Source organism: Micromonospora sp. NPDC047620, from assembly GCF_043205005.1.
Lineage (GTDB): Bacteria > Actinomycetota > Actinomycetes > Mycobacteriales > Micromonosporaceae > Micromonospora.
On the sequence record NZ_JBIDDG010000040.1, the window covers coordinates 1 to 12754 of the forward strand.

Below are 12754 nucleotides of genomic sequence, written 5' to 3' on the forward strand. Positions count from 1 at the left end.
TCTTAGAGTGACCACCCTCTATACCGGAGCTCCGCTGCTTCGTCTCTACGACACGCTTGACAGCCCACCACACCGCCTAACTGAACGGCGTTGTGTCTAGCCCACCACCAGTAACCCTCGGGTTGCCGCCATGGTTCAAGCGGCTGCGCACCCGAACATCCGTAGCCGGCCCACTGATCCGCGTGCCTTAATGGAGTTCGCAGTAGACGACCGTGGCGTCGTCATGGATTTTTCCTCTTGGCCATCGGCGACCATGAGGGTCGCTATTTTCAGCATCACGAACCCGCCGCAGCAAAGCTGCGCAGCCGGCGGTATTTACCAGGTCGGCTATCTCGTCCCAAGTCATTAGCCCGAATCTGTCTGCGGGGCGGCTGGCGCCGTCGCTGAGGAGCAGAAGTGATTCGACTCGACTTTTGTCCACTTCTCCTGTTAGTGCTTCAGATGCTGCCTGTGGATCTGCGGCAGCGACCCAGAATCCGCCTGGATGGTTCCGGTATGCACGGAGGGTCTCGACATATGCGCGACGGGCGTCATCATGGGCGGCTGTGTCAGCGGGAATCGCATCCATAGCGTGGCGGTGGCGACGTCCTGTGTCTGCTTCCCGCCCATCACTGATGACATGCTGCTTGCCCAGTTCGTTGATGACAAGCACCGAGTCGGCAAGCACGAGGTATCGCAGGCGGGGCCCATCAATGTCGACCATGACAACGGTCGATGATGGGGTGCCTGGGTGATTGAGGTCGCAAGTCTTGTTGTGAGACGCGGCGACGTGGTCTATAGCGTCGGCCAGGATCTGCGCGAGGCTGGACGGGGGTTGGTGCGCCAATCCTGCGATGAGTTCGGCGCCAAGGCGGCGTACATACCAGGCAACGCCGTGGATGCAGCCGCCATCGTCGACCCCGGACAGTCCAGCGCCGTCGAGCAAGACGACGGCGTTTGCGGTCGCTGCGGCAAAGTCCTCGTTTTCGTGGCCGGGGGCGGGCTCGGTTGCGATCGTTACGCGCATGATGCTGGGGCTCCCTCATGCCAGTACACGGGAGTCAACCGGTCCACTTGCACCGGTTCTCCTGTTTCTGGGTCGAATTGAGTGCCGACAAGCATTGAGAAGCAGCGGTCCGCTGTCTCCCGATGCAGCTCCTGGACTGTGGTAGCTATAAGTTGGACGACGCCGAGAGAGCCTTGTGGATGTACGCCGGTGAAGATTATGAGTGTGCCTTTGCCGTCGAGGCGGGGAAGGCGACCCAGGTAAGCGACGTCCCAATGCCGAGTGGGTGTCTCGTCCAGGCCGGAACGGTGCACAAGACCGGTCTCGTTGTCACGAAGGGTCCAGATTCCGCTCGGTGTTGGTTCGAATCGTATGCGTGAGTCTTGATCGAGGATGGCGGCGATCCGTCGAGAGAGCCTGGGTCCGCAGATGACGACCAGGTTCGGCCGATTGAGGTCAATCTCGCCGCCGATCGGAACGGTTTCGAATCGCGCGTCGAGCGCGAGCATCTTGGCGAGCTCACCGAGACGCCGGGCGCCGACGACGTCTTCTAGCGCTATAACTGGCCGGGCACGGACGACCTCTTGCTTCAGAGGGGTAATCACGGTTATCGAACCGTTGCCGAGGAAGGTCGCGGCGCCAGCGCCGTTGATCCTGTTCTGGGGCGCGGCCAGCTGCGGCTCACGGAAGACTGCACTCCAAGTCGTGCGTCGTGGAATGTACAAACCGAGGTCGATGTCATCGGCGGCGCCCAAGACATGCCGCAGGGCGGCGCGGCGCTCGGGGCTGGGCCAGCGATGTTCTCCGCGTTCCAGCTTGCCTACCCAGCGGCGGTCGACGTAGTGGGCGCTGAGGTCTCGTTCGGGGTAGAGCTGCGTGAGGGCGGAGTTGATGAGGTCAGCCAGCTCGGCCCGAGACATGGGCTGCTCGGGCCGCCGCGGTGACGGAAGCCGTTCGCGGGCCTCAGTGAGCAGCGTGTTGGGCGTGATGATGGTGTCGGGGTGGCGGGCCATCTTGTACCTCCCTCCGAAGCCCGGTCCGGGGGCGCTAGTCGAGTTGTAGTTGTGGGACGTCGTAGAGGGTGCTGTTTGGTAGTCGACGCATGGTGGGTGAGGCCACCTCGATGATCAGCATTTCTGTGAGGAATTGGACGGTGGCGTCCAGTAGGTGGCTGGTGTGAGCGGTAGCGCTGTGTTCCTTGAGTCCGGCGGTGATGTGGATGTGCGGGAGGATCTTCTGGTTGGTGTTGTCCCAGGCGATGGTGCCGCCGCCGAGTGCTTCGACGTTGGTGAGGTCGACGTGGGTCCAGACGGGGGCGTCGGGGTTGTCGAGGCGTTGACAGGTGCCGACGATCTTGGCGGTTGACAGGCCGGCGATGAACATCGGGATGTAGCCCTGCTTGATGTTGTGGGTGCGGCAGGCGTCGGCGAGGGCGGTGAAGAAGTCGTCGCCGTGGTCGAAGACTACGCCGATCATCCGTCCTGGGGTCAGGTCGTGGCTACGCATGCGCTGCGGGGGCCTCCGCTCGATCGCCGGTCTGGGATGGGGTCGGCCAGGGCCACAAGGATGGATCAGCGCGGTTGCCGGCAACGGCGAATGCGGTGGCGATGTCCTGCGGTTTGGTCTGCGCGGCGAGGAGGGCGTGCAGCAGGATGCGGGCTTTGTAGGGGTGCAGCCAGCCGGCGGGGATGAGTCCGCGGGTGAGGAGGTCGCGTTCGGAGCCGGGGAAGCCGTAGGTGCGGGTGAGTGTCGGACCGGCCGGGGTTCGGGACGCGAGGACGACCGGGATGTGCGCGGCGAGGGTGGTGAGAGGGTCGACGAGGGGTTCGGGTACGTGGCCGACTCCGAAGCCTGCGATGACGAGGCCGTCACAGCGTTCGCCGATGGCGTTGAGGAGGGCCGGGTCGTCGTCGAGGCTGACCGTGTAGAGGCCGACGCGGGGACGCTCGTCCTGGTCCGGGGTAGGGATGGTGAGTCGGTTCGGCACGTGGGTCAGCAGCTGCACGGCGCCTTCCACCACGTAGCCGATGGGGCCGGTGTCCGGCGAGCGAAAGGAGCCGCCGTGGGTGGAGTGGGTTTTGGCGACCCGGAGGGCGGCGTGAATCTCGTCGGCGAGGACGACGAGGCAGCCCTGGTCGCGGGTGGCGGGGGAGGCAGCGGTCTGAATCGCGGCGAGGAGGTTGGCGGGTCCGTCCGCGCTGGCGAGGGTGGGGTTGCGCATCGCACCGGTGACGACCAGGGGTTCGGGGCGGTGGTGCAGCAGGTCGAGCAGGTAGGCGGTTTCCTCGATCGTGTCGGTGCCCTGGGTGACGACGACGCCGGTGGAGCCGGCGGCGAGTTCGCGGGTCGCCGCTGCAGCGAGCGCGGCGATGTCAGCGAAGGTGAGGGAGGCGCCGGGGCGGCGGCGGAAGTCCACCACCTTGATGCCGATTCCGGTCGAGGCCAGTCCGGGTACGGCGTCGACCAGGTCGCGAGCGGACAGAGTGGGGCTGACGCCGTCGCCGGTGCCGCTGGTCATGGCGATCGTGCCGCCAAGACCGAACACGACGACGTTCGGCACGGGTTCTGGCGGGGTCGGGGACACGATCGTTCCTTCCGGCGGTCGCGGCGGGTGCGGGAAGCCTATTACGGCATGGTGCCGATGAAGCGGCATGCCTGGTCGACGCCGTCGAGGGAGAGTAGGCGGCTGCGGGGCTCGGCGAGTCCGACGAAGCCGTACTGACCGAGGTCCGCGCAGCGGCCTTGCAGCCAGTGCCAGTCGAGGCTCAGATGGTCGGCCAGGTGACGGAGCCGCCCGCCCGGGGTGTCGCTAGCGGTCACGGAGTGAGCTAGCACGTCGCCGAGAGCATCACGGTAGGCGGCGACGGTGCGGGGATGGTCGGTGACATCGACGTGCCAGACGTCGTCGCCGCGAATCCAGGTGGCCATGATCGCGCGTCTGTTGTCCATGACAAGCCCGGGCAGCGCGGTGTACTCCGGGTCATCGGTGACCGCGGTGTGGATTCCGACGGATTCCATCAATGCCATGGCGAGCAGCAGCAGGATCCGTTCAGACATCGATGACGCGGCCACCGCCTGCGGTGGTAGACAGAACATTCTGGTCATCGGTTGGGAGTTGCTCCGGAACCGTTCGGCGGTGTCGCGCAGGTACCGCAGCTTGTGGCGGAACAGCAGCCACGTGCTGGCTTCCTCCCCGCGTTGCTCCCGGGTCCAGTAGACGGGCACGTCGGACAGGACATGGCTGTGGCGGCGGATGTGGTCGGCACAGAACGCCGATCCCATCCACAACCGCGACACTGAATCCAGGTCCTCTGCGATGTCGTGGCTGGCGGCGGACCGGGTCAGGTCTCTGTACGGCGACGCCGCGGCCCGGGCAGCGTCCAAACGGGCGTCGTCCAGCAACAGCGACAGGTCGAGGTTCGTTACCGCCCATACGACCCCGGTAGTGATCGCGTCGAGCTGGTACGCGCGAGGGATGAGCAGGTGGGCTTCCCGACCGGCTTCGATCAGGTGCCGATCCGCCTGCCGAGAGTCGAGCGCGAAGACACCGGCACGATCCGGTGTGTCGACATATCCAAGGATCAGCCGCCGCTGAATCGACCGGCGCCACCGTCGCTCTGTGCCGCACGGGGGGATGGTTGCGAGGACGCGGCCGTCGTCAACCGCCGGGTAAACCTCGACGTCGATCGACGCTCCAGGAAAGTGCTGTCCTGCCGGGGCTGAGATTGTTCGGTGCACGTCACCACCGGGCAGCACAGGCGCGGAGTGTCCGAGTTGCAGCAGATTGCCTGCGGGAAGCAGGCCGGGCCGCAACCCGGACCGAGTGACCTGCTGGCGGTCTACGGCATCCGGTCTTCCACTGTTGGAGCGCCGAGGACTGTAGAGGCCAAGATCGGTGTCACTTGCGGCGCCAAGAACGAGTCGTAGCGCGGCACGCCGCTCTTCGCTGGGCCATCGGTGCTCTCCGCGTTCCAGCTTGCCGATCCAACGGTGGTCGACACATTGGGCGGTGAGGTCGCGGTCTGGGTAGAGCTGATCCAGGGCTGTGTTGACGGCATCGGCCAGCTCAGTCCGGGACATGCGCTGTCCGGGGCGCCGCGGCGACGGTAAGCCCGCACGTCTCTCGGCGAGCTGCGCGTTCGGTGTGATCAGCGTGTCCGGATGACGAGGCACCGACACACCCTCCCCGTGGACCAAACCGGACTCAATCAGATGTGCGAACTCGCCGGGCGTCCTCAGTTGAGGCCGTATAGACACCGCGCGGCCCGCTGCTGCCATCGTGGCGGCAGGATCACGCAGAGTCAAGGCGGTCCTGAGTGGCGTCGCCGAGACCGGAAGGCCCGGTCTCGGCCGCCTGGGCGCCTGAGGCAGTGTCGCGAGATGCTCAGTTTCTGCTACTGCTCCCTTGCGGTCGGAGACGGGAATCCGCCATCACGGACGGCCTGCGTGAAGGTGTGCCATTGCTCGGTGGCGAATCGCAGTACCGGTCCGGCGCTGTTCTTCGAATCGCGTACCAGGATCGGTTCGTGGGTGTCGGCGACTTCGACGCAGTTGCCGTCGTCGCTGTGGCTGGACTTGCGCCAGATGAGCTGGGTGCTGGGCCGGCTGGTCATATCGAGGCTCCTTCGGTGGGTGCCAGACTCTCCGCCGCGGCGCGGAGGAGACGGATACTTGAGTCGGGAGAGAGCGCTGCGGCCTTGAGCCGGCTGTGCAGGCTCACATAGGGGTCCAGCTCATCCGGATCGGTGTGAATCATGTCGCGGGTCAGGGTGTCGACCGCGACAGCCCGTGAGCCCTGCGGGTCGCGATAGCGGTAGATCGAGTATGCCGACCGGGGCGCGCTGTGCCCCCTGATCGACGTGTCGGCCGGCAGCACCTGGACGACCACCGATGAATGGTTCACGCACACGGCAACGACGTGTCGAAGTTGCTCCGCGACCACCACGGGGTCAGCGGCGCGTCGCCGGATTGCGCTCTCGTCGATGACGGCTTCGTAACGCGGCCCGCCTTCGGCGAGCACCAGGCTCTGGCGGCGAGCGCGGGCAGCGACCGCAGTAGCGGGGTCGAACCTGTCGCCGTGGCGGGCCGGTTCGCTGCGTAGCCGAGCATCGGCGTAGGCAGGCGTCTGGAGCAGGCCGGGGATCAGTGCAATGGCGAACTCGGTGATCGTCTTGGTGCCGCTTTCCAAATCCGCGTAGATGGCCTGCCGGGCCCCCATCCGTTCGGCGTCGGCCGCCCACCATCCGCGCGCCCAACCGTCGGCTGCGGCGTCCATAATCGCGGTCCGCCGATTCATACCTACCGTGAGGTAGTCACAGATTCCGCTGACGAGATCGATGTCAGGGCCGAGATGCCCGTTCTCCAACGCGCTGATCTGTTGCCGTGGAAATCCCAGCGCACGGGCGATCGACTCGCCCGTTACGTCATGCTCCTCTCGCAGTCGGCGGATTTCACGTCCGAGCCATTGTCGGCGGACATACGGACTAGGGCGATTCACCGGCAGCCTCCAGGGACTACGCCAGCCCGGTCGACGGTGCAGTCGGCCGGGTGCGGTCACTGTAACCCCACCAATCCCTTGGTGGGCTCTGGGGCGGCGGCAGGTCCGCCACTGTTTGTGCAGGCCAGGTGCTGGTCGGACCGCAAGTCGGTATGCCAAGTCGGACCGAAGGTAGGTATTCCCAGCGCTGACCTCTGCTGGGCATGATCTCCGTGAATGACTAATGGTTCGGCTTGAGCGTTCCACTGCCGATCGGAATTGACGGTCACTCAGCCGGGCGGTGCCGCTGTGTTGCTATCGGCGATTGCCGTCCTGGCCAGTCTGGCTATCGGCTGGTTGGCGGGGATGGTCACTTATCGGGCTTCCCGACGGTGGTGTGGCCGGTGCGGTGGTTTTCTTCGCTGCGCCGCCTGCGAACCGGCATCTGGCGGCGGCTAGCTAATTCATGAAGTTCAGCAGCAAGTTGGATCACCAGCAGAACCAGGGCAGAGGTGACGGGGTTGGAAAGCGCTGCGAGACGAGGCATCGCCGCGAGGACGCGTCCGTTGGCGGACCTTCCTGTTCGGCTCAAGGCGGCACTGATTGTCGTGCCGACGGTATTGGCCGCCGTGCTCTCGACAGGGTTCGGCCTCTGGGCTTCTGTTCGGGAGGCCGGAGCTGCGCAGCGCGCTGGTGACATGTTCATCGTGGGTGGGGCCGCTGCGGAGGTGACGCAGCGGCTTCAGGTTGAGCGGAACGCTGCGGTGGGCCTGCTGCTGCCTGGCTCGGCGGTCACTCCAGCCGCCTTCGAGCGTGCGGTCCAGGACACGGATCGCGCGGTATCGCGGTTTCACGAGCAGCGCGACCGGCTTGATGACGTCCCGGAGTCCGTGCGGGTGGTGTTGGCCAGGGTGGACGCCAGTTTGGCGGATGTGGGCGCGCAGCGGCAGCGGGTGCGAGGCGACGGGCTCGTGTCGCTGTCGGCAGTCGCGTTCGGCTACCGGATCGTGATCGCGGACCTGGATAGCCTGCTGCCCGCGGTGGCGCAGAGCGGGGTGACCCCTCAGCTTGCGGATGAGATGCGAGCGTCGGCGGCGTTGTCGCGGGCCCGGGAGTCGGTGGGTCAGCAGCAGGTGGCGGTGTTGCAGGCGGTGGCGGCGCGGCGGTTGACCCCGGCGCTGCATGCCGAGATTGTGGCCGCCCGGTCCGGGCAGGACGAGGCGCTGCGTGAGTTCGACGCGTTGGCGCGGCCGTCGTGGCAGGCGCTGTTGGGTCGGACGTTGACCGGTCCGGACGTGCTGGCCGGCGTGCGGTTGGACGGGGCGGTGTCTGGCACGGGCGTGTATGAGCCGGTGCGGCTGGCGGGCGGTGCTGAGCAGTGGAGCCGGGTGATGACCACCCGGGCGGACCTGCTGGCCCAGGTGCAGGCGACCGTCAACGGTGACATTGGGGCTGCCGCCGATGACCTGTGGATGGAGCAGGTCCGCGCAGCCGTGCTACAGGCCGGTGTGCTGACGGTGATGCTGGCCGTCGCCGTGCTCACCGCGTTGCGGGTGGCGCGGTCGCTGGTCGGTCAGCTGTCGATGTTGGAGCAGGGGGCGGGGCGGGTCGCGGACGTCGAGCTGCCGGCGCTGGTTGGGCGGCTGCGGGCGACTTCGGATCCCGCGGCGGCGCAGCGGTTGGCCGAGGGTGCTGGTGGGGTAGCGGTGCCGGTGGTCGGCCGGGATGAGGTGGGCCGGGTCGCGGACGCGTTCAACCTGGTGTTGCGGTCGGCGGTGGACGCGACGGTGGATCAGGCGCGAGGCCGTGCCCTGGTGAGCGCCATGATCACGTCGATCGGACGACGAGTCCAGGCGTTGACTGAGCAGCTGCTGGGCAGTATTGACAATCTTGAACGCGACGAGGAGGACCCGGATCGGCTGGCCAGGGTGTTCGCCGCTGACCAGCAGGCGACTCGGCTGCGGCGGTACGGCGCGAACTTGTTGATCGTGGCCGGTGGGGGCCCGGGCCAGGTGCAGCGTCAGCCGGTGGAGCTCGGTGACCTGGTGAACGCGGCGTTGTCGGAGACCGAGGGTTTCGCGCGGATCAGTGTGGAGCGGCTGGTCGAGGTCGAGATCGACGCCCGCGCGGTCGATGCGGTCAAGTCCATTGTCGCGGAGCTGCTGGACAACGCGACCCGGTTCTCGGCGGATCAGGTGCGGGTGTTCGCGGTGTGGTCCGGGCGCGACGTGCAGGTCTTCGTGGCGGATTCCGGTCTCGGGTTGCCCTCCGAGCAGTTGGAGCGTGCCAACCGTTTGCTGGCGAGCCCGGAGGTGGATGTCGCGGTCACCCACCAGATGGGCTTGGTCGTGATCTCCCGCCTCGCGCGCGAGTTCGGGGTACGCGTGCGCCTGAATAGGACGAGGCCGACCGGCATCACGGCCGAGGTGACCGTGCCGGCCGAGTACGTGACCCGGGTGCACGTGCGCGAAGTTGTCGTGCCCAGCCAGGTCCAGCGACGGATCCCGCCGACTCCTGCGCCGACAGCCAACCCGGCTCCGGCCCCGGCGCCGCCCGCGGTCCCGCCGTTGCCTCGGACCGGCACCGGTTGGACTGGCCCGACCCGTCCGTCGCCGGCGGTGCCGCCGCCGGACGCGACGATGGAGTTGCCGCTTGTGCGCCGCGAGCGAGGGCCGCTTTTGTTGCCGGCGGGCAGCGCCCGGCCGGCGGACACGCCGGTGTTCCGGGAGGTCGCGGCCCGGTCACCGTGGCTGTGGCCGCAGAGGGACGACAGCCACGGTGGGTTCCGGACGGCGGCCGACGCGGGCTGGCAGGCTGCGGCGTCCACCGCTGAGCCGGCCACTGACGGGCGTACCGCGTCCGGGCTGCCTCGCCGCCGTCCGCAGGCGCACGTGGTGCCGGGTGGGTTGCCGACGCAGCGCACCAGCTCAGAGTCTTCCGCGCCGATCGATCCTGCGGCGATCCGGGCGCAGGTCGCCGGCACATTGCGCGGTCTGCGGGCCGCGTCTCTCACCCCTCCCCTTTCGACAGGAGAACGCTGATGAGCGTCACCACTGCGACACCCCGCAATCCTCAGCTGTCGACAGTGCTGAACGGTCTGGCCGCGCAGATCCCGGCCGTGGCGCACGTCGTCGCGGTCTCCGGTGACGGTCTGCTGCTGGCCAGCACCGCCGGCCTGGACGTGAACCGGGGCGATCAGCTCGCCGCGATCGTGTCCGGTCTGGTCAGTCTGGCCCGAGGTGCTACCGACCTGCTGGAGACCGGCGGCGTGCAGTTCCAGTTGCTGATGATGAACGACGGGATCCTCGTCGTGCAGCAGGTGCCCGATGGGACCTCACTGGCGGCCCTGGCCCGCGCCGACTGCGACCCGTCCCTGGTCGCCTACGAGCTGGCGGCGCTCGCAGCACGCATCGGTGAGCAGGTCAAGCCGGGACCGCGCACAGCCGGCTGAGTCGCGTGCGGGCGGTGAGGAGCATGGACAGGGACACCAGCGTGACCGACGGCCGGGCCTCCGTGGTCACGGTCCTGGTGGCCGGCGGCCCGGGAGCAGGCAAGACCTGCTTCCTGCGGGCCGCCAGCCACGGCCACGCGGTGCTGGCCGGCCAGCCGGGCAGCGTGTGGGAGATCGGTTACGCCAAGCTGCCCAGCGGTGTCACCGTCGCCCTGCGCACCACCCCCGACCAGCGGCGCTGGTGGTGGATGTGGGACCAACTCAGCGCAGGCGCGTGCGGTGCCGTGGTGCTGGTCGACACCACCCGCCTACCCGCCTCGTATCCGGCGCTGGACTACCTCGACGCCCGCCGCCTGCCGTACCTGGTCGCGATCAACCGGCCGCTCGGCGGAGCACGCAACCGTCACGAGATCCGCGAGGCCCTGCGGGTGGCGTCGCAGGTCCCGGTCCTGACCTGCGACGCCACCGAGCCCGCCTCCGTCCTGGCCGTCCTGCACCACCTCATCACCGCCGAGCACGCCGGCCGCCGCCCACACGTGATGCCGCCGGCATCACCCCTGAGCGCGAGGAGCGACCTCATCGCCCCCGACCACGCCGGCCAGCACCGGCGCATCCCTCAAGCGAACCCATCGACGAAAGGAATCCTGTGACCCCTCAACAGACCACCGGCAGGTCTCGGTGGCGACTGGCGATCGCCACCGCCATCGCCGTCCTAGTCCTCGCCGTCACCGGATGCTCCGGGTCCAGCCTCGGCGGCTCGGACACCAGCGGCGAGGAGATCCGCATCGGCCTGATCGTGCCGAAGTCCGGCCCCTACAAGGCGATCGGCGACGACCAGGCCGCCGGGTGGCGGCTGGCCCTGGCGAAGCTGGGCGGCAAGCTCGGCGGGCGACCGGTCAAGGTGATCGAGGCCGACGAGGGCGACGGCAAGGCCACCGCGCTCGCGTCGGCGCGCAAGCTGATCGAGCAGGACAAGGTCCTCGCCCTGGTCGGCGGGGGGACCGCGGACACGGTGCAGACCCTGTACCCGCTGCTGAAGGAGTCCGGGGTGCCGCTGATCGGCACCGGCGGACGCCCGTCCACGGTCGCCGACCCGACCTATCTGTGGTCGACGTCGTGGTTGAGCCAGGAGACCGGCGCGTCGATCGCCGGCTACCTGCGCCAGAAGGTGGGCGAGGGCCGGGTGTGGGTGATCGGCCCCGACTACATCGGCGGACGCGACCAGATCAACGGGTTCGTCGACGCGTTCCGCAAGGCCGGCGGGAAGCTGGCCAACCCGGGCGGCGAGCCGACGTGGACGCCGTGGGCTCCCGCCCCGACCACCGAGTTCTCCCCGTACCTGACGAAAATCAAGGAATCCGGGGCAGCGGCGGTCTACACCTTCTACGCCGGTGCCAGCGCGGTCGAGTTCGTCAAGCAGTACCGGCAGTACGGCATCACCACGCCGCTATACGCCTCGGGATTCCTCACCGAAGGCCCGTCGCTGACCGCGCTGGGGGAGCAGGCCAAGGGCATCTACACCGCCCTGAACTACTCCACCACCCTGGACAACGCGGCCAACCGGGACTTCGTGCGCCGCTACACCGCGGCCAACGACGGGAAGCTGCCGAACCTGTACCACGTGTGCGGGTGGGACGCGGCGCTCGTGCTGGACAAGGCCATCGCGGAAGCGCTCGCCCGCCCCGACGCCCCGGCGGCCACACCCGCCACCACGGCGTCGCCGGCACCCAGCAGCTCCACGCCAGCCAGCCCAGTCACCTCGTCCGCTGCCGTGGGTGGGGCGAGCGGTGAGCTGACCGGGCGGTCGCTGACGGCGGCGCTGTCGCGGGTCGGGTCGATCGACTCGCCCCGGGGCGCCTGGCAGTTCGGGTTGCAGAACCACACGCCGGTGCAGGCGTACTACCTGCGCGAGGTCGCCCAGGACGGGCAGGTGTGGGTCAACCGCACCGTGCAGACCCTGACCACCCTCGGCTCCTGAGAACGAAGGACAGACACGATGACGACGACCACCGCCGGCGGGCAGACCGCCGGGTACATGTTCGACAACGCCACCGACGAAGCCAAGAACCAGCTGCGCCACCTCGGGGAGATCCTCGACCCCGGCACCCGCCGGATCCTGACCGAGATCGGCTTGGCGCCGGGTTGGAGGGTCACCGACGTCGGCGCCGGGGCGGGCACGCTGACCGCTTGGCTGTCCGACCAAGTCGCCCCGGGCGGGCACGTCACCGCCGTGGACCTCGACCCCCGCTACATTCCGGCCGGCCCCAACGTCACCGTGCGGGCCGGCGACATCCGTCAGATGGAGCTGGAGGGGTCGCAGCAGGCGATCGTGGCGCGGCTGGTGTTGATGCACCTGCCCGAACGGGAGCAGGTTCTCGCTGAGCTCATGGGAGCCCTCGCTCCGGGTGGGGTGCTCGTGGTAGCGGACTGGGACTGCACGTGGCTGGACATGATCCGCCGCAGCCCCAGCCGCCGCGCCACCGAGCTGATCGAACGCTTCCACGACGCCCTGCTCGCCTTCGGGGAGTCCCGTGGGGCGGACATGGGCTGGGCCAAACGGGCACCGGAGGCGATGCTGCGCGCCGGCCTGGTTGACGTCGACAGCCACATCGAGTCCCGGTCGTGGCGCGGCGGCACCGGCATCTGCCTGCTGCACCGCAGCAACTCCATCCAGCGCGAGGCGCAGCTGCTCGACGCCGGCATGACCCGCGAGGACCTGGCCGAGCTGCGGGAGGTGCTGATGGACCCGGAGCTGCTGCTGTCGGGCTACCTGATGCACACCACCGTCGGCCGCCGCCCCACCAAGGCCTGACCAACACCGCACGCGAGAGAGGAGGAGTGC

At 68.3% G+C, this 12754-nt stretch carries 12 protein-coding genes; 5 read left to right on the forward strand and 7 right to left on the reverse strand.

From position 1 onward, the window contains the following. Positions 1 to 187 precede the first annotated feature (187 nt). The 7 genes from ACGF5C_RS30965 to ACGF5C_RS30995 form a co-directional block, all read right to left on the reverse strand. The gene (locus ACGF5C_RS30965; RefSeq protein WP_393307351.1) at positions 188 to 1006 is read right to left on the reverse strand and encodes a hypothetical protein; all 819 of its coding nucleotides are present in this window, start codon (positions 1004 to 1006) and stop codon (positions 188 to 190) included. Further along, positions 997 to 1998 (reverse strand): multiprotein-bridging factor 1 family protein, encoded by a 1002-nt coding sequence (locus ACGF5C_RS30970; RefSeq protein ID WP_393307353.1) that lies wholly within the window; start codon positions 1996 to 1998, stop codon positions 997 to 999. The genes ACGF5C_RS30965 and ACGF5C_RS30970 overlap by 10 nt, the downstream gene beginning before the upstream one ends. 34 nt (positions 1999 to 2032) lie before the next feature. Further along, positions 2033 to 2491 carry a PPC domain-containing DNA-binding protein gene (locus tag ACGF5C_RS30975; protein WP_393307355.1) on the reverse strand — a complete coding sequence of 153 codons (459 nt, stop codon included), beginning with the start codon at positions 2489 to 2491 and terminating at the stop codon, positions 2033 to 2035. Next, on the reverse strand, positions 2484 to 3569 hold the full coding sequence (locus ACGF5C_RS30980; RefSeq protein WP_393307357.1) for an asparaginase: 1086 nt from the start codon (positions 3567 to 3569) through the stop codon (positions 2484 to 2486). Before ACGF5C_RS30980 ends, ACGF5C_RS30975 begins: the two co-directional genes overlap by 8 nt. Positions 3570 to 3610: 41 nt before the next feature. Next, complete coding sequence (locus tag ACGF5C_RS30985) at positions 3611 to 5065, reverse strand: XRE family transcriptional regulator (RefSeq protein WP_393307359.1); 1455 nt, start codon at positions 5063 to 5065, stop codon at positions 3611 to 3613. Between the two features lie 314 nt (positions 5066 to 5379). After that, a complete protein-coding gene (locus tag ACGF5C_RS30990; protein ID WP_393307361.1) occupies positions 5380 to 5598 on the reverse strand; it encodes a DUF397 domain-containing protein in 219 nt (72 codons plus the stop codon). Continuing rightward, a complete protein-coding gene (locus tag ACGF5C_RS30995) occupies positions 5595 to 6482 on the reverse strand; it encodes a Scr1 family TA system antitoxin-like transcriptional regulator (RefSeq protein WP_393307363.1) in 888 nt (295 codons plus the stop codon). Before ACGF5C_RS30995 ends, ACGF5C_RS30990 begins: the two co-directional genes overlap by 4 nt. Before the next feature lie 500 nt (positions 6483 to 6982). On the opposite strand from ACGF5C_RS30995, the gene ACGF5C_RS31000 reads away from it, so the two are divergent. Genes ACGF5C_RS31000 through ACGF5C_RS31020 form a run of 5 tightly spaced genes read left to right on the forward strand, consistent with a single transcriptional unit; the run spans position 6983 to position 12724 of the window. Continuing rightward, positions 6983 to 9502: a nitrate- and nitrite sensing domain-containing protein gene (locus ACGF5C_RS31000; RefSeq protein WP_393307439.1), complete on the forward strand. Its 2520-nt coding sequence runs from the start codon at positions 6983 to 6985 to the stop codon at positions 9500 to 9502. Next, positions 9502 to 9912: a roadblock/LC7 domain-containing protein gene (locus ACGF5C_RS31005; RefSeq protein ID WP_393307365.1), complete on the forward strand. Its 411-nt coding sequence runs from the start codon at positions 9502 to 9504 to the stop codon at positions 9910 to 9912. The genes ACGF5C_RS31000 and ACGF5C_RS31005 overlap by 1 nt, the downstream gene beginning before the upstream one ends. A gap of 23 nt (positions 9913 to 9935) precedes the next feature. Continuing rightward, a complete protein-coding gene (locus ACGF5C_RS31010; RefSeq protein ID WP_393307367.1) occupies positions 9936 to 10562 on the forward strand; it encodes a hypothetical protein in 627 nt (208 codons plus the stop codon). Next, positions 10559 to 11890 (forward strand): ABC transporter substrate-binding protein, encoded by a 1332-nt coding sequence (locus ACGF5C_RS31015; RefSeq protein ID WP_393307369.1) that lies wholly within the window; start codon positions 10559 to 10561, stop codon positions 11888 to 11890. Before ACGF5C_RS31010 ends, ACGF5C_RS31015 begins: the two co-directional genes overlap by 4 nt. An 18-nt stretch (positions 11891 to 11908) precedes the next feature. Next, the gene (locus ACGF5C_RS31020) at positions 11909 to 12724 is read left to right on the forward strand and encodes a class I SAM-dependent methyltransferase (protein WP_393307371.1); all 816 of its coding nucleotides are present in this window, start codon (positions 11909 to 11911) and stop codon (positions 12722 to 12724) included. Positions 12725 to 12754 lie beyond the last annotated feature (30 nt).

Excerpts from the sequence above, each read along its gene's own strand:
- ACGF5C_RS30985 (WP_393307359.1), bottom strand. The coding sequence starts at position 5,065 with ATGTCCCGGACTGAGCTGGCCGATGCCGTCAACACAGCCCTGGATCAG.
- ACGF5C_RS31005 (WP_393307365.1), top strand. The coding sequence starts at position 9,502 with ATGAGCGTCACCACTGCGACACCCCGCAATCCTCAGCTGTCGACAGTG.
- ACGF5C_RS30975 (WP_393307355.1), bottom strand. The coding sequence starts at position 2,491 with ATGCGTAGCCACGACCTGACCCCAGGACGGATGATCGGCGTAGTCTTC.
- ACGF5C_RS30965 (WP_393307351.1), bottom strand. The coding sequence starts at position 1,006 with ATGCGCGTAACGATCGCAACCGAGCCCGCCCCCGGCCACGAAAACGAG.
- ACGF5C_RS30970 (WP_393307353.1), bottom strand. The coding sequence starts at position 1,998 with ATGGCCCGCCACCCCGACACCATCATCACGCCCAACACGCTGCTCACT.
- ACGF5C_RS30990 (WP_393307361.1), bottom strand. The coding sequence starts at position 5,598 with ATGACCAGCCGGCCCAGCACCCAGCTCATCTGGCGCAAGTCCAGCCAC.
- ACGF5C_RS31020 (WP_393307371.1), top strand. The coding sequence starts at position 11,909 with ATGACGACGACCACCGCCGGCGGGCAGACCGCCGGGTACATGTTCGAC.
- ACGF5C_RS31010 (WP_393307367.1), top strand. The coding sequence starts at position 9,936 with ATGGACAGGGACACCAGCGTGACCGACGGCCGGGCCTCCGTGGTCACG.